The organism is Pseudomonas aestuarii, assembly GCF_027988105.1.
Classification (GTDB): Bacteria; Pseudomonadota; Gammaproteobacteria; order Pseudomonadales; family Pseudomonadaceae; genus Aquipseudomonas; species Aquipseudomonas aestuarii.
Map to the genome: position 1 here is coordinate 1 of NZ_JAQJZJ010000012.1, position 19679 is coordinate 19679.

Sequence of the window (19679 nt, forward strand, 5' to 3'; positions counted from 1 at the left end):
GGTCCGACAGGCTGCTAGGGTGGACCGGGCGGTACCAATCCACCGTCGGGCCATTTAGGGGGCATCCACCCGTTGGCTCAGCGTACCTGCACCACCACCTTGCCCACGGCCTTGCGCTGGCCGAGGGTGTCGATCGCTTGGGCGGCCTGCTCCAGCGGGAAGGTTTGCGAGACCAGCGGCTTGAGCTTGCCTTCGGCATGCCAGGCAAACAGCTGTTGGAAGTTGGCGGCGTTGTCCTGCGGCTGGCGCTGGGCGAAAGAGCCCCAGAATACCCCGACCACGGCGGCACCCTTGAGCAGGGCCAGGTTGACCGGCAGTTCGGGGATGCGTCCGCTGGCAAAGCCGACCACAAGCAAGCGGCCATTCCAGGCGATGCTGCGGATGGCCTGATCGAACAGGTCGCCACCCACTGGATCGTAAATCACGTCGGCCCCCTGGCCGCCGGTCAGGCGCTTGATTTCATCCTTGAGGTTGCTGTCGTTGTAGTTGATCAGCTCGTCGGCGCCAGCGGCCTTGGCCACGGCCAGCTTCTCTGCGCTGCTCGCCGCGGCAATCACCTTGGCGCCCATGGCCTTGCCGATTTCCACCGCCGCCAGGCCGACGCCACCGGAGGCGCCGAGCACCAGCAGGGTTTCGCCCGGTTGCAGGTTGGCGCGCTGCTTGAGGGCGTGCATCGAGGTGCCATAGGTCATGCCGAAGGCGGCCGCGCTGCTGAAGTCCATGCTCGGCGGGATCGGTATGACGTTGTAGCCCGGTACCGCGACTTGCTCGGCAAAGCTGCCCCAGCCGGTCAGGGCCATCACCCGGTCACCGACCTTGAGGTGACTGACCTTCTCGCCCACCGCCGCCACCACACCCGCCGCCTCGCCACCGGGGGAGAAGGGGAAGGGTGGCTTGAACTGGTATTTGCCCTCGATGATCAGGGTGTCGGGGAAGTTGACCCCGGCTGCATGCACCTCGAGCAGGATTTCGTTGGCCTTCGCTTCGGGGCTGGCGACTTCTTCCAGTACCAGGGTTTCGGCGGGGCCGAAGGCTTTGCACAGCATGGCTTTCATCGGGCGTTTCCTCTGCGGATGATGGTTTTGCAGTGTAGAGGGGAGGGGCGTTCGGTCAACGAGCATGGTCGTGTCTGATGGCGCGGCATAAGTCTGGGGGCTATTTCACGCGGCCAGGGCTTGGGCTGCGGCCCAGCTATGGCTATGCTAGGCGCCCCTGTGGAGGATTACCCCCTGTGAAAGTCTGGATCGCACTGTTGTTGGCCCTGTCCCTGCCCGTGGTGGCATTCGCCGAAGACGCGGAGAAAGAAGCGCAAGAGGGCGCGCCGCCGACGGTTGCCTATGTCAGTCTGGTGCCGGCGTTGGTGGGTAATTTCGGTTCGGGACCCAAGCTCAAGTTCTATAAGGCGGACATCGCGTTGCGGGTCAGCGGCGCTGAGGCCGAGGCCAAAGTCAAACACCACGAGCCGCTGATTCGCAATCAGCTGGTGATGCTGTTTTCCCAGCAGACCGAGGCGAGCATCGGGGCGACCGGCGGCAAGGAGACGCTGCGCCATGAAGCGCTCAGGCAGGTGCAGGACGTCATCACTCAGGAAGAAGGCCAGCCGCTGGTGGACGATCTGCTGTTCAACAACCTGATCATTCAGTAACGCCTGCGCACAAGACGGCCACGAGGCTGCAGCTTTGCGGCCGAAGGGGCGTGAGCATGGGGTGCGCTGGCCTCCCGGGCCGGACACCTGGCCTCATGCTTCGCCCTGCCAGACGCAGATGCGGTTGCGGCCTTGGTGCTTGGCACGGTAAAGCGCCTGGTCGCAGTGTGCGACCAGCAGGTCCGGCGACTCACCGCTGCCTGGCTCGACAACCGCCAGGCCGATGCTCAGGGTCAGGCGCCCCAGCGGGTTGGTCGGGTGGGCGAGGTTCAGCGCTTCGAGTAGTTGCTGAACCCGTGCAGCGACATGCAGGCCACCCTCCAGTCCGGTATCGGCGAGGATGATGGCGAATTCCTCACCGCCATAGCGGCAGGCGCTGTCGCCCTCGCGCTGCAGGCTCGTGTGCAGGACCTCGGAAACCTGGCGCAGCGCATCGTCCCCAGCCAGATGGCCGAGTTGGTCGTTGTAGCTCTTGAAATAATCGATATCCAGCATCAACAGGGTCAGCGCAGTGCCTTGGCGGCGCAAGCGGCGCCACTCGCTGTTGAGTTGGCTGTCGAAAAAGCGCCGGTTGTACAGGCCGGTCAAACCGTCCTGCTGCGACAGGCGTTGCAGCTGCGCTTCGAACAACAGGCGTTGGCTATTGTCGCGGGTTACCCCGATCAGGTATTCGTGATCGTTGACCCGCACCAGTTGTGCGCTGATCTCCGCGGCCTGTTCGCTGCCGTCGTGGCGGAGCATCTTCTGCTGGAAGATGCTCGGCAGCTTGTTCTGCTGGGCCAGGCGCACGCCCTCCAGCCAGTCGTGGTAGCCCGGCAGCAGCTGATCCGGATCCTGCTTGAGCAGTTCGCGGAAGGCCTCTGCGCTGTAGCCCAGGCGGCTGTAGGTGGCCTGGTTCATGTACAGGATGTCGCGGCTCTGCGGATCGATGATGAACAGGCCGTCTTGGCTGGAGTCGGTCAGGTCGAGTACCAGTTGCAGGCGTTCACGGCTGTCGCGCAGCACGTGCTCGATCTGTTCGCGCTGCTCCAGTTCGGCGTTCAGGCGCCGGTTGCCAGCTTGCAGGGCGCTGGCGCGCCGCGCATTGCTCAGCGCCAGGCCGAGGGCCGCGACCAGCAACACGCTGATGGTCAGGCTGGCGCCGAGGACGACTTGTGGCAGGGGGGTGGCCAGTTGTTGCACCAGCTGTTCGGTGGGTTTCAGGCGCAGGGCAAAATTCTGGTTGTTCAGCAGGTCCAGCGGTACCTCCTGCTGCAGGGCGTCGAGGGTATTGGGCTGTTCGTGGCTGTAGATCGGTCTGCCCGCTTCCAGCAGGTAGGCGCTGAAGTCGCCGTTGTTGAGAGGAATGAGCAATTCGTCCATCAGGCGCTCGACGCGAAACACCCCTTGCAGGAAACCGTCGAATACCCGCGCCTGCTGTGCGTCGCGGATATACAGCGGGGTATAGAGAATGAAGCCGCGGCCGCCCTGGAGCAGGGCGAAGCTGTTGGAGAAGCGGGGTTCGCCCGAAGCCTTGGCTCGAATGGCCAGGTTGAAGTTGGGGTGGGCCGGGGTCAGGCGGAATTGCTGGGCCGCTTCGTTGCCCTGCAGGGGCTCGATCCAGCGCATCGCCAGGTCGGCGCCGAGCCATTCGATCGCCTGGTAGCCTTTGAAGCGCTCGAGCGAGAAACGGCAGTCGAGCAGCCATTCGTCCATCGGGATGCGCCCGCGGTGATTCCACTGCAGGGCGATGCGGCGCAGGCCGTCGACCTGATCGTGCAGGCTGGCTTCCAGTTGGCGGGCCAGGCTGCGCGCCTGGTAGTCGACGCGTTCGGCGACACGCTCCTGCTGAGCGGACAGCAGTCGCTGCCAGAGCAGCAGGCTGGCCAGGCACAGGCCCAGGAGCAAGGCTGCCAGCGCCAAGCGAGTGGCCCAAGAAGACTGAGAGCGCAGCATAGACAGGATCCGCGAAGAGTCGCTCATGTCATAGCACAGTGCCGGTTCACTGCGCCAGGGTTCGCTCAGCGACGCGCGAGGATTGCCGTCCATTGTTCGGCACTGACCGGCATCACCGACAGGCGACTGCCTTTGTGTACCAAGGGCAGTTCCAGCAAGGCGCTTTGCGCCTTCAGTTCAGCCAGGGGGATGACCCGGCTGAAGGCTTCGACAAAGGTCACGTCGACCGCGCTCCAGGGGTTTTTCTCTTCGCGGGCCTTGGCGTCGAAGTAATGGCTGTGCGGATCCAGCGCCGTCGGGTCGGCATAGGCGAGGCTGCTGATGCCGGCGATGCCGGCGATGCCCGGTTCTGGGCAGCTGGAGTGATAAAAGAACAGCTGATCGCCAATCTGCATGCTGCGCATGAAGTTGCGCGCCTGATAATTGCGTACGCCATCCCAGCGAGTTTGGCCGAGGCGCTGCAGGTCGTGAATCGACAGTTCGTCGGGTTCCGATTTCATCAGCCAATAAGGCATGAACTTTGCTCCGTAAAGTCGGTCTTTGCTGCGTGCTGATGGTCGTACGCGCAGCTGACGACCGTTTGGCGCCAGAAATTGCTTGGTCGTGGCAGTAGGCAGACAATGCGGGCCTTTGCGCCAGACAGTTATTACGGCCGATAAAAATAAAGCCGCCGGTCCACCGTGCGCAGCATGCCTCGAAGGGGGAGGCATCCAATGAAACGTAAACCAGATCTTTTGTGGGTATTAGTCGTGCTGTTCAGTCTGGGTGTGGTCACTACGGGTTACACCCAGAGCCAGTGGGAGCGTCAGGGTGATGTGCCCGTTAATGTCACCCGGCAGCCTTGATCCGCCATGCGCCGCAGGGATCGCGGTGCCACCAATGCAGCTCAGTACCACGCCTTATCCGTCACCGTCGCCTTGAGCGGCACATCCCAGCTGGCCAGTGCCAGCCGATCGACCTGCTGACATTCATGCGCCAGGCCCAATAAGGTCGGGTTGTGCCATTTTTTGCGCACTCCGCGATACGCCAGGCTGCGATCATAAAAACCGCCGCCCATGCCGAGGCGTCCGCCGTGGCGGTCGAAGCCGACCAGCGGTAGCAACACCAGGTCCAGTGCCCATACCTTGCGTTGCTGTGCACGATTGTGGCGCGGCTCGGGGATGCGGAAGCGATTGGGTTTCAGGGGCTCGTGCGGATGCACGCGCTGAAACACCATCTTGCTGCGCGGCCAGCGGTTGAGTATCGGCAGGTAGGTGGCCTTGCCGCGGCGCTGAGCCGCGCGTAACAGGGGCGTAGGGTCGATTTCGCCATCGTTGGGCAGGTACAGGGCGATATGCCTGGCGCGCCGAAACAACGGGTGTTGGGCTAGTTGCCGGTACAGCTGGCGGGTGGCCCGGTGTTGCGCTTGAGCGCTGAGGGCGCGGCGCTTTTGCCGCAGCAGGCGGCGCAATTGCGGGCGGGTCAGGTCGGTTGAGTCGAGCATGATCAGGCGTGGCACCTGTTGCCGGCAGAGGGCCGCAGATGTGAAAGGAAGACTCCCCGACGTGCCGCTGTCGGCTTAGCCCTTGAACCCGAAAGTTCAAGGTGGAGGTTGCATGAGGCGTTAAGGCTTTCCGTCAGGCGGACATGCACACCGGCCCCAATAGGCAACCCCCGGGTTTGTGCGTATCGGCTCAGGGACATCACCAACTGGCGCACACTCCAGGGAGCGGCGGCCAGTATACCTGAAACCACTGCGGCGTAATCAGCGAGCTTGGCCATTGTCATCTTCATCGTTGGCCAGGGCATGGTCGACGCGCTGGAGCAGGTCGCGCACATGCTCGCGGGTCGAGCTCGTTTGCTGGTCCAGGTTGTCCTGCTTGTGCAGCAGGTCGTGGGTGATGTTCAGTGCGGCCATCACCGCTATGCGGTCGGCGCCGATGACTTTGCCGCTGCTGCGGATCTCGCGCATCTTGCCGTCCAGGTAGTGCGCGGCGCTTTCCAGGTTGCTGTGTTCGCCCGGCGGGCAGGCGATGCAATATTCTTTGTCCAGGATATGCACGGTTACGGTATTCGACTGGGTCATGAGTCCTGCTCCAGGGCTTTGAGGCGCGAAATCATGGATTCGACCTTGTGCCGGGCCATTTCGTTCTTTTCGATTAGATGGGCGCGTTCCTCGCGCCAGGCCTGTTCATTGGCCAGGAGAACCCGGTTGCGGGCCTTGAGCTGCTCGACGCGCTGGATCAGCTGGTCCAGCTTGGTCGTGAGGGCGTGCAGGTCGACGTCTTCCATGGGGTCTCGCAAAGGGCAAGGATTGACCGGACTATATAGGCTTGTACCGGGATGAGGTCAAACCTTGCGCCGGCCTTGGATGGTCTTGGCGCGCCTGCCGGTGCTAGGATACGAGACCTTCATTCTAGTGATTGCGCCGCTTGGCGCCTAGTGATCTATGCCGACTTCAAGTTCTCCTTATACCGCTTTCGCCGCCCTGCTCGCCAGCAGCGGTCATCCCGTTTCCCCGGCCGAGCTGCATGGCCTGCTGCTGGGCCGCAGTTGTGCTGGCGCCGGCTTCGATATCGACGCCTGGCTGGTGGATGCCGCCGAGTTGCTCGGCGCCGCGCCGCAAGACAATGTGCGCCAGGCATTGATTGGTTTGCAGGAGATGGTCAAGGGCGAGTTGTCCGGTGACGAGGTCACTGTGGTGCTGCTGTTGCCGTCCGATGACGCGCCGCTGCGCGAGCGTGCCGTTGCCTTGGGCCAGTGGTGCCAGGGGTTTCTCGGCGGCTTCGGCCTGACCGCAGGTGACAGCGCCCTGAGTGCCGAAGCGATGGAGGTGCTGCAGGATCTCTCGGCCATAGCCCAGGTGCAGAATGCCCTGGAGGACTCGGAGGATGGCGAGAACGACTACATGGAAGTGATGGAATACCTGCGGGTGGCCCCGCTGTTGCTGTTCAGTGAATGCAGCAAACCTGTAGCCGCAGCCGCCAAACCGTCGCTGCACTGATTTTCACGCCTTAGAAATGGATCCAGCCTGCCCATGACCAGCATCCCCAAGTCGGAATACGCCCGTCGGCGCAAGGCGTTGATGGCGCAGATGGAACCCAACAGCATCGCCATTCTGCCGGCGGCACCGGTGTACATCCGCAACCGCGACGTCGAGCATGTCTACCGCCAGGACAGCGACTTTCAGTACCTCTCCGGCTTCCCCGAGCCGGAGGCGGTGATCGCGCTGATTCCCGGCCGCGAACACGGCGAATACGTGCTGTTTTGCCGCGAACGCGATCCCGAACGCGAGCTGTGGGATGGCCTGCGCGCCGGTCAGGACGGCGCCATCGGCCACTACGGTGCCGACGATGCCTTCCCGATTAGCGACATCGACGACATCCTCCCCGGCCTGATCGAAGGCCGCGAGCGGGTGTACTACGCCATGGGCACCAACCAGGCGTTCGACCGGCACCTGATGGACTGGATCAACGTGATCCGCTCCAAGGCGCGTCAAGGTGCGCAACCGCCCAACGAGTTCGTCGCCCTCGACCACCTGCTGCACGACATGCGCCTGTACAAATCGGCCAACGAGGTCAAGGTGATGAAGGAGGCCGCGCAGATTTCCGCGCGCGCCCATGTGCGCGCCATGCAGGCCAGCCGTGCCGGCCTGCATGAGTTTCACCTGGAAGCCGAACTGGATTACGAATTCCGCAAGGGCGGGGCGAAGATGCCGGCCTATGGCTCGATCGTCGCGGCCGGCAAGAACGCCTGCATCCTGCACTACCACGAGAACGATGCGCCGCTCAGGGATGGTGACCTGGTGCTGATCGACGCCGGCTGCGAGATCGACTGCTACGCCAGCGATATCACCCGCTGCTTTCCGGTCAGCGGCAGGTTTTCGCCTGAGCAGAAAGCCATCTACGAGCTGGTGCTGGCCGCCAACGAAGAGGCGTTCAAGCACATCGCCCCCGGCAAGCACTGGAACCAAGCCCATGAGGCCACGGTGCGGGTGATCACCGCCGGCCTGGTCGAGCTGGGGTTGTTGCAGGGCGAGGTCGACGAGCTGATCGCCGCCGAGGCCTACAAGCCCTTCTACATGCACCGCGCCGGCCACTGGCTGGGCATGGACGTGCACGATGTCGGCGACTACAAGGTCGGTGGCGAGTGGCGGGTGCTGGAAGTCGGCATGGCCATGACCGTCGAGCCGGGCATCTACATCGCGGTGAACAACACCGCTGTGGCGAAGAAATGGCGCGGTATCGGTGTGCGCATCGAAGATGACGTGGTCGTGACCAAGAACGGTTGCGAGGTGCTTAGCCTGGGCGTGCCGAAAACCGTCGCCGAGATCGAGGCGCTGATGGCCGCCCCCACAGTGGCGGCCTGAACCCATGCAGCGAGTCGATCTGGCAATCATCGGTGGCGGTCTGGTCGGCGCCAGCCTGGCCCTGGCTCTGCAGGGCGAGGCCAAGGTACGCGGCTGGCGCATCAGCCTGATCGAGCCTTTTGCGCCGGGCGAAGGCTATCAGCCGAGCTACGATGCGCGATCTACCGCGCTGTCCTACGGCACGCGGCTGATCTACCAGCGCCTTGGCCTGTGGCCGGCCATCAGTGAACGCGCCGAACCGATACGGCAGATCCACGTCTCCGATCGCGGCCGCTTTGCCGCGGCGCGCCTGAGCGCCCAGGACGAGGGCGTGCCGGCGCTGGGCTATGTGGTGGAAAACGCCTGGCTGGGCCAGTGCCTGTGGCAGGCCCTGGATCCACAGGTGGTCAGTTGGCGCACTCCGGTGCAGGTGACTCGCCTGGATGCGCAGGAGCACGGTTATCGACTGACCCTGGATGATGAGTCCAGCCTGGCATGCGACCTGGCGATTCTGGCCGATGGTGGCCGCTCCGGCCTGCGCGAGCAGTTGAGCATTGGCGTCAGCCACAAGCCTTACGGCCAGAGTGCGCTGATCGCCAATATCAGCCCGCAGGACGATCACCAGGGGCAGGCCTTCGAGCGCTTCACCGCCGAGGGGCCGATGGCCATGCTGCCGCTGGCGGACCAGCGCTGTGCGCTGGTCTGGACTCGCTCGACGGCAGATGCCGAGCGCTTGCTGCGGCTGGACGAGGCAGGCTTTCTCGCGGAATTGCAGCAGGCCTTCGGCTATCGCCTCGGCGCCTTGCGCCAGGTTGGCGCGCGGCACCTGTATCCGCTGGCGCTGACCGCGGCCGAAGAGCAGGTGCGCGCCCATCTGGTGGTGCTCGGCAATGCCGCGCACAGCCTGCATCCGATTGCGGGACAAGGGTACAACCTGTCCCTGCGCGACACCCTGGCGTTGGCCGAGACGCTTCAGGCCAGCAGTGCGCCGCTGGGCGATCTGGCCACCTTGCAGGCTTATCTGCAGCGGCAGCGGGTCGACCAGCAATTGACCGTGGGGTTTTCCGATCAGGTCACCCGCTTGTTCAGCAGTGGTGAACCGCTGCTGGCCGCCGGGCGCGGCCTGGGCCTGCTGGGCCTGGACCTGCTGCCGCCGGCCAAGCGCTGGTTCGCCCGCCAGGCCATGGGCCTGGGCACCCGTGTGGAGCGCTAGGCCATGACGGCTCGCCGTTTGGCGCGTAAGGCGCGCCTGCTGCGCTGGGCGATGAATATCTATCCGCCCTACCTGGGCGCCGGGGTGTGGGTGCGGCATATCAGCGCGGACTTCCGTCAGGTGCAGGTCAGGATGGGCCTGGGCTGGTACAACCGCAACTATGTGGGCACCCAGTTCGGCGGCAGTCTGTATTCGATGACCGATCCGTTTTTCATGCTGATGCTGATGGAGAACCTCGGGCGCGACTATATCGTCTGGGACAAGGCCGCCAGCATCGATTTCATCGCGCCGGGCAAGGGGGCGGTGTACGCCGACTTCGGCGTCGGCGACGAACTGTTGCAGGACATCCGTGAGCAGACCGCCGCTGGTGACAAATACCTGCCCGAGCTGCAGGTCGAGGTGCGTGACGGCGCCGGAACCCTGGTGGCGCGGGTGCACAAGACCTTGTACGTGCGGCTCAAGCCCCGTGCCCGACAGGCAGTTTAAGGAATCAACATGCGTGCGGATCTGATCATCGTCGGTGCCGGTATGGTCGGCAGCGCCCTGGCGTTGGCCCTGCAAGAGCAGGGCCTGGACATTCTCCTGATCGACGGCGGACCGCTCAGCGTCAAGCCGTTCGACCCTCTCGCAGCCTTCGAGCCGCGGGTCAGTGCGCTGTCGATCGCCAGTCAGCGGGTGCTCGAGCGGCTCGGCGTGTGGCAGGGCGTCGCCGCTCGCCGCAGCAGTCCCTATGCCGAGATGCGGGTGTGGGACGGTTCCGGTACCGGGCAGATTCACTTCAGTGCGGCCAGCGTGCATGCCGAGACGCTCGGCCATATCGTCGAGAACCGTGTGGTGCAGGACGCCTTGCTCGAGCGTCTGCACGACGGCAATGTCGGCCTGCTGAACAACGCCCGCCTGGAGCAGTTGCGCCGCTCCGGCGACGACTGGCTGCTGACCCTGACAGACGGCCGCCAGTTGCGTACGCCCTTGCTGGTCGCCGCCGATGGCGCCAATTCTGCGGTGCGCCGCCTGGCCGGTTGCGCCACCCGTGAGTGGGATTACCTGCACCATGCCATTGTCACCAGCGTGCGCTGCGCCGAGGCGCACCAGGCCACGGCCTGGCAGCGCTTTACCGATGACGGCCCGCTGGCGTTCCTGCCCCTGGCCGGCCCCGCTGGCGAGCACTGGTGTTCGATCGTCTGGTCGGCCACCCCGAGCGAGGCCGAACGGCTGATGGCGCTGGACGACGCCGGTTTCTGTGTCGAACTGGGCAAGGCCTTCGAGCATCGCCTGGGCGCGGTGCTGCACGCCGATCCGCGGCTGTGCATCCCGTTGCGCCAGCGCCACGCCAAACGTTACATCGAAGATGGCCTGGCGCTGATCGGCGATGCCGCGCACAGCATCCACCCGCTGGCCGGGCAAGGCGTCAACCTGGGCTTTCTCGACGCCGCCGTGCTGGCCGAGGTGCTGCTGCATGCCCTGGCGCGTGGCGAGCGTCTGGCCGATGAGCGCGTGCTGAGCCGCTACGAGCGTCGGCGCATGCCGCATAACCTGGCCATGATGGCGGCGATGGAGGGTTTCGAGCGGCTGTTCCAGGCCGATCCATTACCGCTGCGCTGGCTGCGCAACGCTGGCCTCAACTGGGTCGATGAATTGCCCGAGGCCAAGGCGCTGTTCGTCCGCCAGGCGCTGGGCCTCAGTGGCGATTTGCCGGAGCTGGCACGCGCCTGAAACCGTCGCCACCGCTCCCTGCCTCTGGGTCAGCCGTTGCTGCGCCGGAGCGGCGCGGTGCGCGGGGTTGCGGATTAAAAGGTTGGCAAGGATTGACCCAGGTCATGGCGGACTATGCACGGGCAGCGAACAATGGTTGAGAAACGAAATGACATTCACTATTATTTGATGTCTCGACTCACCTTCGCTCTAAGAGGCAAGATCCATGCAGGTAAGTAAGCGTTTGTTTGCCGCTCTCACCCTCACTGCGCTGGCCGGCGCCGTCCAGGCTGCCGATGAAGTGGTGGTCTACTCCGCCCGTATCGACGAACTGATCAAACCGGTCTTCGATGCTTACACCGCCAAGACCGGTGTCGAGGTGAAGTTCATCACCGACAAGGAAGCGCCGCTGTTGGCCCGCCTGCAAGCCGAGGGCGAGAACACCCCGGCCGACATGCTGATCACCGTGGATGCCGGCAACCTCTGGCAGGCCGAGCAGCAGGGTGTACTCAAACCGCTGAAGTCCGAGGTGATCGAGGCCAATATTCCGCCTCAGTATCGTTCCAGCACCGGCGCCTGGACCGGCCTGTCGCTGCGCGCGCGGACCCTCGTCTACTCCACCGAGCGGGTCGAGCCGCAGGAGCTGTCCACCTACGAGGCCCTGGCTGACAAGAATTGGGAAGGCCGCCTGTGCCTGCGCACCAGCAAGAAGGTCTACAACCAGTCGCTGACCGCCACCCTGATCGAAACCCACGGCGCCGAGAAGACCGAGTCGCTGATCAAGGGCTGGGTCGCCAACCTGGCGACCGACGTGTTCCCCGACGACACCGCGCTGATCCAGGCGATCGATGCCGGTCAGTGCGATGTTGGCATCGTCAATACCTACTACTTCGGCCGCCTGCACAAGCAGCAGCCGGATCTGAAAGCCAAGCTGTTCTGGCCGAACCAGGCTGACCGTGGCGTGCACGTCAACCTGTCCGGTGCCGGTGTCACCGCCCACGCGCCGCACGCCGAGGCGGCACAGAAGCTGCTGGAGTGGATGACCAGCGAGGAAGCCCAGGGGCTGTTCGCCAGCCTCAACCAGGAATTCCCGGCCAATCCGCAGATTGCGCCGTCCGCCGAAGTCGCAGCCTGGGGCAGCTTCAAGGCCGACAGCATCCCGTTGGAGGTGGCCGGCAAGCGTCAGGCCGAAGCGATCATGTTGATGGATCGCGCCGGCTGGAACTGATTCAGGTCAGTGTCTGAGCGCTAACGGCAGGTTCGACTCGGCTTCCTGCTCAAGGCTGCAGTTATACTCCACGCCCCGGCTTAGTCCGGGGCGTTGTGTATATGCCGTCGAGAAAACAGTTTCGAGGATTCTGCGTGGCCCTTCCTTCCCAGCGTCGCTGGTATCCCATCGCCTTTGCCGTTGCCCTGCTGGTGTTGCTGCCGTTGAGCGTGCTGCTGTTCAGCTGGCATGAGGTGGATCGGCAGATCTGGGCGCACCTGTGGCAGACCCAGTTGCCGCGCCTGCTCGGCAATACCCTGATGCTGGTGCTCGGGGTCGGAGTCGGGGTTACCGTGCTCGGCGTCAGCCTGGCCTGGCTGACCAGCCTCTGCGAATTTCCCGGGCGGCGTTGGCTGGATTGGGCGCTGATGCTGCCCTTCGCCATTCCGGCCTATGTTCTGGCGTTTGTCTTCGTCGGCCTGCTGGATTTTGCCGGGCCGGTGCAAACCTTGCTGCGCGACTGGTTGGGCGCCGGCTTGCGCCTGCCGAGGGTGCGTTCCACCGGTGGCGTGATCATCGTTCTGGTGCTGGTGTTCTACCCCTATGTCTACCTGCTGGCGCGCAATGCCTTTCTGGCCCAGGGCAAGGGCCTGATGGAAGCGGCGCGGGTGCTTGGGCAGAACCCCTGGCAGGCATTCTGGCGGGTGGCCCTGCCGATGGCGCGGCCGGCCATCGGTGCCGGCCTGGCGCTGGCCATCATGGAGACCCTGGCCGATTTCGGCGCGGTCTCGGTGTTCAATTTCGATACCTTCACCACGGCCATCTACAAGACCTGGTACGGCTTTTACAGCCTGACCAGTGCCACCCAGCTGGCCAGCCTGCTGTTGCTCGCGGTGATGCTGGTGCTCTATGGCGAGCGGCGTGCCCGCGGCGCCGTGCGCCCGGCCAACGAGCGGCCCCGGGTCAAGGCGCTCTATCACCTCAAGGGTGGCCAGGCCCTGGCCGCCAGCGCCTGGTGCGGCCTGGTGTTCGCCTGTGGTTTCGTGATTCCGGTGCTGCAGTTGCTGGTGTGGTTCTGGCAGCGCGGCCGTTTCGACTTGGACGAGCGCTACACCGCCCTGATTCTGCACACCCTCTACCTCGGCGGCATGGCCGCGTTGATCACGGTTAGTGTGGCCTTGTTGCTGGCCTTTGCCCGTCGTCTGACACCGACTCGGTTGATGCGCTCGACCGTCAGTCTGGCCAATCTCGGCTATGCGTTGCCGGGGTCGATGCTGGCGGTGGCAATCATGCTGGCCTTCAGTGTGCTTGACCGCGAACTGGTGATTCCGCTGTCCACTTGGCTCGGTGGCGCCGGCAAGCCGATCCTGCTCGGCAGCCTGTCGGCCCTGTTACTGGCGTATCTGATTCGCTTCATGGCGGTGGCCTACGGCCCGCTGGAGAACAGCCTGGCGCGGATCCGGCCGTCGTTGCCGGAAGCCTCCCGCAGCCTGGGGGTTGGCGGCATCGGCCTGTTCTTTCGGGTCTACCTGCCGCTGCTGGTGCCGGGGGCGATGTCGGCGGCGCTGCTGGTGTTCGTCGATGTGCTCAAGGAAATGCCGGCGACCCTGCTGATGCGCCCCTTCGGCTGGGGCACCTTGTCGGTGCGGGTGTTCGAGATGACCAGCGAGGGCGAATGGGCGCGCGCCGCGCTGCCGGCCCTGACCCTGGTGCTGGTCGGCCTGCTGCCGGTGATCCTGCTGATCCGCCGTTCGGCGCGGCGGACCGGCTAGGGCCGGCCGGGCCGCCGGTCGATGCGGCGTACCGCAGCGCGAGTACGCCCTACGGCCAAGATGACCCGCCGCGGTCTTGCGGCTACAATGCGCGCCATTCGCTGCGAAGCGTCATTACGACAGCCCGTGCCAGTGCCCTGATGCCAAGGGCGCAGCCGGCTTCAGCACTGGCCCGCAGCCCCGCCAAGCCCGGAAGGAGACACCCATGGGACAGCGCACCCCTCTCTATGACCTGCACCTCGCGTTAGGTGCCAAGATGGTCGATTTCGGTGGCTGGGATATGCCGCTGCACTATGGCTCGCAAGTCGAGGAACATCACCAGGTGCGTCGCGACTGCGGGGTCTTCGACGTTTCCCACATGTGCGTGATCGATGTCTCCGGCAGTCAGGCCAAGGCCTATTTGCAACACCTGCTGGCCAATGACGTGGAGCGTCTGCACTTCCCCGGCAAGGCCCTGTACAGTGCCATGCTCAACGAACAAGGTGGGGTGATCGACGACCTGATCGTCTACCTCACCGACGCGGCCGAGGGGCAGCGCGGCTATCGTCTGGTGGTCAATGCCGCTACCCGCGACAAGGATCTGGCCTGGATGCGTCAGCAGAGCGGCGCCTTCGCCGTCGAGCTGAATGAGCGCAGCGAACTGGCCATGCTCGCGATTCAGGGCCCGCATGCCCGCGCCAAGACCTGTGAACTGGTGACCCAGGCCCGCGCCGCCCTGATCCACGAGCTCCAGCCGTTCCAGGGCCTGGCGGAAGGCGACTGGTTTATCGCCCGCACCGGCTATACCGGTGAGGATGGCCTGGAAATCATGTTGCCGGCTGATCAGGCCGTGGCGTTCTTCAATGATCTGGTCGGCGCCGGCACCTCGCCGATCGGCCTGGGCGCGCGCGACACCTTGCGCCTGGAGGCCGGGATGAACCTGTACGGCCAGGATATGGATGAGAGCGTCACGCCGCTGGCGGCCAACATGGCCTGGAGCGTCGCCTGGGCACCGGCCGGGCGCCAGTTTGTCGGACGCAAGGTGCTGGAAGAACTAAACAGTACTGGTGTCCAGTCCCGGCTGGTCGGCCTGGTGCTGGAGGAGCGTGGCGTGCTGCGCGCCCATCAGGTGGTGCGGGTTGGCGGCGTGGGCGAGGGCGAGATTACCAGCGGCAGCTTCTCCCCGACCCTGGGCAAGTCCATCGCCCTGGCGCGCGTACCGACCGCCACGGGCGAGCGCGCCGAAGTCGAGATTCGCGGTAAATGGTATCCGGTCCGGGTGGTCAAGCCGATGTTTGTTCGCCATGGCAAGGCCCTGATCTGAACGCGACTGCAGGCTGCGTCACGCCTGTAACCCGGATGGATTCGGGCGCGCCGCCACCCGCTGGGTGCGGCTGTGTACGCTATGGTTGCAATGACTTGCTTTCGCTATGACCAACCCCTGCTAAATTCTCCTGACGGCGCGGTCGCCGTCATGTCTTACGAGGAACGACACATGAGCACTATCCCCGCCGATCTGCGTTACGCCACCAGCCACGAATGGGCTCGCCTGGAAGCCGATGGCACGGTCACCGTCGGTATTTCCGATCACGCTCAGGAAGCCTTGGGCGACGTGGTATTCATCGAGCTGCCGGAAGTCGGCAAGACCCTGGCGGCCGGGCAGGAGGCCGGGGTGGTGGAATCGGTCAAGGCCGCATCCGATATCTACACGCCGGTGGGTGGTGAAGTCATCGCGATCAACCAAGATCTGGCCGACAGTCCCGAGAGCGTTAACAGCGACCCCTATGCCAGCTGGTTCTTCAAGCTCAAGCCAAGCGACGTCAGCGAACTGGACAAGCTGCTCGATGCGACCGCCTACCAGGCAACTGCCGGCGACGACGCCTGATCGGCTCGCGCCAGACCGGCCCAGTCGGGCTGGCTGGCGCGCAGGGGGCGCGGTTTTGCCCGAAGCGATGGAGAGCATCGCGATGTCGAGCCCTGGTCATTGCACGCGCCCTTGATCCTCTTGCGGATGCTCGTCCTGGGTCCGTTGCCTGACTGTTGCGCGGCATCGCCAACGCCAGGCTAGGGGCGGTTTCCTGCTAAGGTAGACACCCGCTATCCCCCTGTCTGCCCGATTGATTGCCCATGCCAGAACTACCTGAAGTCGAAACCACCCGCCGCGGTATCGCGCCCTTTCTCGAGGGGCAGCGGGTTACCCAGGTGATTGTGCGCGAGCGTCGTTTACGCTGGCCGATCCCGGAAGACCTGGATGTGCGCTTGTCCGGCCAGCGCATCGAGTGTGTCGAACGGCGGGCCAAATACTTGTTGATCAAGGCCGAGACCGGCAGCCTGATCAGTCATCTGGGCATGTCCGGCAGCCTGCGCCTGGTCGAGTGCGGTCTACCGGCGGCCAAGCATGAGCATGTCGACATCGAGTTGGCGTCCGGCCTGGCCCTGCGCTACACCGACCCGCGGCGCTTCGGCGCGCTGCTCTGGAGCACTGATCCCTGGCATCACGTGCTGCTCAGCAAGCTCGGTCCGGAACCGCTGACCGAGTCGTTCGACGGTGAGCGCTTGTATCAGCAGTCGCGTGGCCGTTCGATGGCGGTCAAGCCCTTCATCATGGACAACGCGGTGGTGGTCGGGGTCGGCAATATCTATGCGAGCGAAGCGTTGTTCGCCGCGGGTATCGATCCAAGGCGCGAAGCCGGTTCGATTTCCCGGGCGCGCTACATGACCCTGGCGGAACAGATCAAGCGCATCCTCGCTCATGCCATCGAGCGCGGCGGCACCACCCTGCGGGACTTCGTCGGCGGTGATGGCCAGCCGGGCTATTTCCAGCAGGAGTTGTTCGTCTATGGCCGCGGCGGCGAGTTCTGCAAGAACTGCGGCACCAGCCTGCGTGAGCTCAAGCTGGGGCAGCGCGCCAGTGTCTACTGTCCGCGCTGCCAGCGCTGACAGGCGGCAAGAACCGCCATGGCCGAGATGTCCGCTAATTACCCGCCGCGCAACCGCCTGACCGAGTGGCTGGGACGTGGCGTCCTGAAACTGATGGGCTGGCGCATCGAAGGCGAGTTGCCGAAGCTCGACAAGTTCGTGGCGATCGGTGCGCACCATACGTCGAACTGGGACTTTGTGATCTTTATCGCGGTCAAGTTCGTCCTGGGCCTGAATGTGCGCTGGTTTGGCAAGCAAACGATTTTTCGGCCGCCGTTTGGCGCCCTGATGCGAGCCTGGGGCGGTCTGGCGATCTTTCGCGATCGTCAGCACAACACCGTTGAGCAGGCGGTGCAGGCCTTTCGCGAGCACGCGCAGTTCATCCTGGTGCTGTCGCCCGAAGGCACGCGCAAGCAGGTTTCCCGTTGGAAAATGGGCTTCTACCACATAGCGCAAGGCGCCGGTGTGCCCATCGTGCTCTGCGCTCTGGATTATCAGCAGCGCCGCGTGGTGATTGGCCCGAGCTTCTGGCCCACGGGCGACGAGGCGGCCGATCTCAAGGAAATTTTCGCCTTCTTCCGGCCGTATATCCCGAAAAAACCCGAGTACGCTTTTCTTGGCGATTGACGGACGTCACGCTGACAATTTCAAGAGCGCTGTTATAGTTACTGGCACTGCCTCCTAATAGCTGAAGGATCGCCCCGATGAAACTGTTTCGCTCAACCGCTGTTGTCCTGGCGCTGACCACTGGCTTGCTGGCGCTGCCGGCACAGGCGGAAGTGGTACAAAATTCCAGTGGCGATCCGCTCTACACCGCCGAGGCGCCAGGCGCCTTCTCGATGGTGGCGGATTTGCTGATTGCCCGTCCCTTGTTGATCGCCGCTACCGTGATCGGTGCCGGGGTATTTGTCGTGGCGTTGCCGTTCGCCGCCACCGGTGGCGGTATCGGTGATGCCGGCCGGGCCCTGGTGGTCGAGCCGGGCAAGGCGGCCTTCGTGCGCTGCCTGGGGTGCACCGGGGATGGCTACAACAAGCGTCAGTGATTGCCCATGAACGCGCACTGAATGCCTGACGCCGGCAGCAGCCTGCTTCTGCGATTACGGTCGTTCAGCTGGATTTTCCTGTTTGCCCTGCTGGCCCTGAGCTTCTGGTTCAGTGCCGGTTGGCTTGGCCTGTGCGCCGGCCTGGCACTGTTCCTGTTCGGCATGCAGTGTCTCGAGGAAGGGCTGCGTCAGTTGGCCGGCGGCAAACTGGAACACCTGCTGGCGCTGAGCACTGCCACGCCCTTCAAAAGCCTGATGTTCGGCGTGAGCGCCACCATGCTGGTGCAGTCCAGTTCACTGGTGTCGCTGCTGACCATCGCCTTCCTCAGTACCGGCCTGATCCAATTAGCGGCGGGAGTCGCCATCCTGTTTGGTGCCAACCTGGGCACCACCAGTGGTATCTGGCTGCTGGCCCTGGCCGGGCAGAACGTCAGTCTCGGCCCCCTGGCGTTGCCGCTGCTGGTGTTTGGCGTGCTCGGCAGTTTCACCGGGCCGCGCGGGCCTGCTGTCGGCCGGGTGGTGTTGGGCGTGGCATTCCTGTTTCTAGGCATTGACCAGATGAAGGCCGGCTTCTCCAGCGTGGCCGGCGACTTCGATCCCCTGCACTATCAGTTGCCCGGCATTGCCGGCCATCTGCTGTTTACAGGTGTCGGCTTGCTGGTCACGGTATTGCTGCAGTCCAGCCATGCCACCCTGATGCTCACCCTGACGGCTCTGGCGAGTGGCCAGCTGGCGCTGGAGCAGGGCTTGGCGATCGCCATCGGCTCGAATATGGGCAGTACGGTAACGGCCGTGATCGGCGCCCTCGGCGGTTCCCGCGCCGGCCAGCGACTGGCCCTGGCGCATGTGCTGTTCAACCTGACCACCGGTGTCCTGGCGCTGGCCCTGCTGATGCCATTGGCCCTGCTGGTGCAGTGGCTGACGGCGCCGATGGGCCTTGGTGGCAACCTGCTGATTCAGTTGGCGCTGTTCCATACCTTGTTCAATGCCATGGGCGTGAGCTTGTTCTGGCCGTGGCAGGGTTGGCTGGCGGCCCTGTTGGAGCGCTGGCTGCCCGACCGCGAAGAACCCCGGGTGCTGATCACCGAGGTGGCCGAACCGGCGGCTGAGCCGACGCACGCGCGTTACCTGGACGAAAGCGCCCTGGCCAGTGCCGACAGCGCGGCGCAAGCGGTGGTGCTGGAGTTGCAACACTTGGCCCGGCTCAGTCTGGAGGTGATTTGCCACGCGCTCTATGTGCCGGTGGATCAGCTCGAACGCAGTCACCAGGACGAACATCTGTTGAGCGCCCGCCCCGATCCGCGGGCGCTGGACGCCGAGCAACTCTACCAGCGGCACATTAAGGGGGTGTACAGCGACTTGCTGAGTTTCATGAGTCGCCTGGAAGTCAGCCTCGATGAGGCGCATCAGCACTTCTGGGTCAGCTGCCAACTGGCGGCGCTGCAACTGGTGGACGCGGTGAAAGATGCCAAGCATTTGCAGAAGAATCTCGGTCGCTACCTGCGTCAGGACGACAGCGGTATCCGTCAGAGCTACCTCGAACTGCGTCGGCACCTGCTCGGGGTGCTTCACGAAGTACGCGAACTGGGCCAGCTCGAGCTGCCCGATACGCTCTGGGATGAGCGCCTGCATCTGCTCGACGAGGGAGCGGCCGACTTCGACAGCGCCTTTCGCCAGCGCTTGTTCGCCGCGGTGCGCGAACACCGGCTGAATGGCCAGCAGGCCAGCTCGCTGATGAATGATCTGGGCTATGTCAGTCGCATCACCCAGAGCCTGCGCAATGTGCTGCTGCTCGGGCAGGGCGAGGGTAACGAAGTGTTCCGGCCACTGCGCCAACTGGTGGACGAGGATGGACCGCTGATCGGGGCGGATTGAGACCCCCGAGGTTTTTTGGCGAGCCGTGCCGGCGCCATGTTGGGGTGCGCCGCCTGCGCAGGCGGCTGGCGC

21 protein-coding genes and 1 other RNA gene are annotated in these 19679 nt (G+C 64.4%); 15 read left to right on the forward strand and 7 right to left on the reverse strand.

Annotated elements, in window-relative coordinates; all coding sequences use genetic code 11:
• Positions 1-77 precede the first annotated feature (77 nt).
• Entirely contained in the window at positions 78-1055 is a 978-nt protein-coding gene (locus tag PH586_RS20645) for an NADPH:quinone oxidoreductase family protein (RefSeq protein ID WP_271349685.1), read from the reverse strand.
• A gap of 176 nt (positions 1056-1231) precedes the next feature.
• Between PH586_RS20645 and PH586_RS20650 the strand changes: the two genes are divergently transcribed.
• On the forward strand, positions 1232-1645 hold the full coding sequence (locus tag PH586_RS20650; RefSeq protein ID WP_271349686.1) for a flagellar basal body-associated protein FliL: 414 nt from the start codon (positions 1232-1234) through the stop codon (positions 1643-1645).
• A gap of 93 nt (positions 1646-1738) precedes the next feature.
• Here the strand turns inward: PH586_RS20650 and PH586_RS20655 are convergent, their stop codons facing one another.
• Together PH586_RS20655 and PH586_RS20660 are read right to left on the reverse strand one after the other, a co-directional pair.
• The gene (locus tag PH586_RS20655) at positions 1739-3580 is read right to left on the reverse strand and encodes a sensor domain-containing diguanylate cyclase (RefSeq protein WP_271349687.1); all 1842 of its coding nucleotides are present in this window, start codon (positions 3578-3580) and stop codon (positions 1739-1741) included.
• Positions 3581-3645: 65 nt separating this feature from the next.
• Complete coding sequence (locus PH586_RS20660; protein ID WP_271349688.1) at positions 3646-4095, reverse strand: EVE domain-containing protein; 450 nt, start codon at positions 4093-4095, stop codon at positions 3646-3648.
• Positions 4096-4293: 198 nt separating this feature from the next.
• Between PH586_RS20660 and PH586_RS20665 the strand changes: the two genes are divergently transcribed.
• On the forward strand, positions 4294-4425 hold the full coding sequence (locus tag PH586_RS20665) for a hypothetical protein (protein WP_271349689.1): 132 nt from the start codon (positions 4294-4296) through the stop codon (positions 4423-4425).
• A 41-nt stretch (positions 4426-4466) separates the two neighbouring features.
• Here the strand turns inward: PH586_RS20665 and PH586_RS20670 are convergent, their stop codons facing one another.
• The 4 genes from PH586_RS20670 to PH586_RS20685 form a co-directional block, all read right to left on the reverse strand.
• Positions 4467-5063, reverse strand: coding sequence for a 5-formyltetrahydrofolate cyclo-ligase (locus PH586_RS20670; protein WP_271349690.1), 597 nt, complete (start codon positions 5061-5063; stop codon positions 4467-4469).
• A 49-nt stretch (positions 5064-5112) separates the two neighbouring features.
• Positions 5113-5291: non-coding RNA, 6S RNA (ssrS, locus tag PH586_RS20675), on the reverse strand.
• Positions 5292-5324: 33 nt separating this feature from the next.
• Positions 5325-5645, reverse strand: a complete 321-nt coding sequence (locus PH586_RS20680) for a cell division protein ZapA (RefSeq protein WP_271349691.1) — start codon at positions 5643-5645, stop codon at positions 5325-5327.
• The gene (locus tag PH586_RS20685) at positions 5642-5851 is read right to left on the reverse strand and encodes a TIGR02449 family protein (RefSeq protein WP_271349692.1); all 210 of its coding nucleotides are present in this window, start codon (positions 5849-5851) and stop codon (positions 5642-5644) included. The genes PH586_RS20680 and PH586_RS20685 overlap by 4 nt, the downstream gene beginning before the upstream one ends.
• Before the next feature lie 157 nt (positions 5852-6008).
• On the opposite strand from PH586_RS20685, the gene PH586_RS20690 reads away from it, so the two are divergent.
• The 13 genes from PH586_RS20690 to PH586_RS20750 all read left to right on the forward strand — a co-directional run bounded on the left by PH586_RS20690 (position 6009) and on the right by PH586_RS20750 (position 19607).
• Positions 6009-6563, forward strand: a complete 555-nt coding sequence (locus tag PH586_RS20690) for a YecA/YgfB family protein (protein ID WP_271349693.1) — start codon at positions 6009-6011, stop codon at positions 6561-6563.
• Between the two features lie 33 nt (positions 6564-6596).
• The gene (gene pepP, locus PH586_RS20695) at positions 6597-7928 is read left to right on the forward strand and encodes a Xaa-Pro aminopeptidase (protein ID WP_271349694.1); all 1332 of its coding nucleotides are present in this window, start codon (positions 6597-6599) and stop codon (positions 7926-7928) included.
• 4 nt (positions 7929-7932) lie between these two features.
• A complete protein-coding gene (ubiH, locus tag PH586_RS20700; RefSeq protein ID WP_271349695.1) occupies positions 7933-9120 on the forward strand; it encodes a 2-octaprenyl-6-methoxyphenyl hydroxylase in 1188 nt (395 codons plus the stop codon).
• 3 nt (positions 9121-9123) lie between these two features.
• Positions 9124-9606: a DUF4442 domain-containing protein gene (locus PH586_RS20705; RefSeq protein ID WP_271349696.1), complete on the forward strand. Its 483-nt coding sequence runs from the start codon at positions 9124-9126 to the stop codon at positions 9604-9606.
• A gap of 9 nt (positions 9607-9615) precedes the next feature.
• Positions 9616-10833, forward strand: a complete 1218-nt coding sequence (locus tag PH586_RS20710; protein WP_271349697.1) for a 2-octaprenyl-3-methyl-6-methoxy-1,4-benzoquinol hydroxylase — start codon at positions 9616-9618, stop codon at positions 10831-10833.
• A 205-nt stretch (positions 10834-11038) separates the two neighbouring features.
• On the forward strand, positions 11039-12040 hold the full coding sequence (locus tag PH586_RS20715; protein WP_271349698.1) for an extracellular solute-binding protein: 1002 nt from the start codon (positions 11039-11041) through the stop codon (positions 12038-12040).
• Between the two features lie 134 nt (positions 12041-12174).
• Complete coding sequence (locus tag PH586_RS20720; protein ID WP_271349699.1) at positions 12175-13791, forward strand: ABC transporter permease; 1617 nt, start codon at positions 12175-12177, stop codon at positions 13789-13791.
• Positions 13792-13996: 205 nt separating this feature from the next.
• Positions 13997-15094, forward strand: coding sequence for a glycine cleavage system aminomethyltransferase GcvT (gene gcvT, locus PH586_RS20725; RefSeq protein ID WP_271349700.1), 1098 nt, complete (start codon positions 13997-13999; stop codon positions 15092-15094).
• A gap of 171 nt (positions 15095-15265) precedes the next feature.
• Positions 15266-15655: a glycine cleavage system protein GcvH gene (gcvH, locus tag PH586_RS20730; protein ID WP_271349701.1), complete on the forward strand. Its 390-nt coding sequence runs from the start codon at positions 15266-15268 to the stop codon at positions 15653-15655.
• 242 nt (positions 15656-15897) lie between these two features.
• Entirely contained in the window at positions 15898-16710 is an 813-nt protein-coding gene (gene mutM / locus PH586_RS20735; RefSeq protein ID WP_271349702.1) for a bifunctional DNA-formamidopyrimidine glycosylase/DNA-(apurinic or apyrimidinic site) lyase, read from the forward strand.
• Between the two features lie 27 nt (positions 16711-16737).
• Positions 16738-17316 carry a lysophospholipid acyltransferase family protein gene (locus PH586_RS20740; RefSeq protein ID WP_271349829.1) on the forward strand — a complete coding sequence of 193 codons (579 nt, stop codon included), beginning with the start codon at positions 16738-16740 and terminating at the stop codon, positions 17314-17316.
• A 77-nt stretch (positions 17317-17393) separates the two neighbouring features.
• The gene (locus tag PH586_RS20745) at positions 17394-17732 is read left to right on the forward strand and encodes a multidrug transporter (protein WP_271349703.1); all 339 of its coding nucleotides are present in this window, start codon (positions 17394-17396) and stop codon (positions 17730-17732) included.
• A 21-nt stretch (positions 17733-17753) separates the two neighbouring features.
• The gene (locus PH586_RS20750) at positions 17754-19607 is read left to right on the forward strand and encodes a Na/Pi cotransporter family protein (protein ID WP_271349704.1); all 1854 of its coding nucleotides are present in this window, start codon (positions 17754-17756) and stop codon (positions 19605-19607) included.
• The last annotated feature ends 72 nt before the right edge of the window (positions 19608-19679 follow it).

Excerpts from the sequence above, each read along its gene's own strand:
- PH586_RS20660 (WP_271349688.1), bottom strand. The coding sequence starts at position 4,095 with ATGCCTTATTGGCTGATGAAATCGGAACCCGACGAACTGTCGATTCAC.
- PH586_RS20705 (WP_271349696.1), top strand. The coding sequence starts at position 9,124 with ATGACGGCTCGCCGTTTGGCGCGTAAGGCGCGCCTGCTGCGCTGGGCG.
- mutM (WP_271349702.1), top strand. The coding sequence starts at position 15,898 with ATGCCAGAACTACCTGAAGTCGAAACCACCCGCCGCGGTATCGCGCCC.
- PH586_RS20745 (WP_271349703.1), top strand. The coding sequence starts at position 17,394 with ATGAAACTGTTTCGCTCAACCGCTGTTGTCCTGGCGCTGACCACTGGC.
- PH586_RS20740 (WP_271349829.1), top strand. The coding sequence starts at position 16,738 with ATGTCCGCTAATTACCCGCCGCGCAACCGCCTGACCGAGTGGCTGGGA.
- gcvH (WP_271349701.1), top strand. The coding sequence starts at position 15,266 with ATGAGCACTATCCCCGCCGATCTGCGTTACGCCACCAGCCACGAATGG.
- ubiH (WP_271349695.1), top strand. The coding sequence starts at position 7,933 with ATGCAGCGAGTCGATCTGGCAATCATCGGTGGCGGTCTGGTCGGCGCC.
- PH586_RS20680 (WP_271349691.1), bottom strand. The coding sequence starts at position 5,645 with ATGACCCAGTCGAATACCGTAACCGTGCATATCCTGGACAAAGAATAT.
- PH586_RS20715 (WP_271349698.1), top strand. The coding sequence starts at position 11,039 with ATGCAGGTAAGTAAGCGTTTGTTTGCCGCTCTCACCCTCACTGCGCTG.
- PH586_RS20750 (WP_271349704.1), top strand. The coding sequence starts at position 17,754 with ATGCCTGACGCCGGCAGCAGCCTGCTTCTGCGATTACGGTCGTTCAGC.
- gcvT (WP_271349700.1), top strand. The coding sequence starts at position 13,997 with ATGGGACAGCGCACCCCTCTCTATGACCTGCACCTCGCGTTAGGTGCC.
- PH586_RS20690 (WP_271349693.1), top strand. The coding sequence starts at position 6,009 with ATGCCGACTTCAAGTTCTCCTTATACCGCTTTCGCCGCCCTGCTCGCC.
- PH586_RS20685 (WP_271349692.1), bottom strand. The coding sequence starts at position 5,851 with ATGGAAGACGTCGACCTGCACGCCCTCACGACCAAGCTGGACCAGCTG.
- PH586_RS20710 (WP_271349697.1), top strand. The coding sequence starts at position 9,616 with ATGCGTGCGGATCTGATCATCGTCGGTGCCGGTATGGTCGGCAGCGCC.
- PH586_RS20665 (WP_271349689.1), top strand. The coding sequence starts at position 4,294 with ATGAAACGTAAACCAGATCTTTTGTGGGTATTAGTCGTGCTGTTCAGT.
- PH586_RS20645 (WP_271349685.1), bottom strand. The coding sequence starts at position 1,055 with ATGAAAGCCATGCTGTGCAAAGCCTTCGGCCCCGCCGAAACCCTGGTA.
- pepP (WP_271349694.1), top strand. The coding sequence starts at position 6,597 with ATGACCAGCATCCCCAAGTCGGAATACGCCCGTCGGCGCAAGGCGTTG.
- PH586_RS20655 (WP_271349687.1), bottom strand. The coding sequence starts at position 3,580 with ATGCTGCGCTCTCAGTCTTCTTGGGCCACTCGCTTGGCGCTGGCAGCC.
- PH586_RS20670 (WP_271349690.1), bottom strand. The coding sequence starts at position 5,063 with ATGCTCGACTCAACCGACCTGACCCGCCCGCAATTGCGCCGCCTGCTG.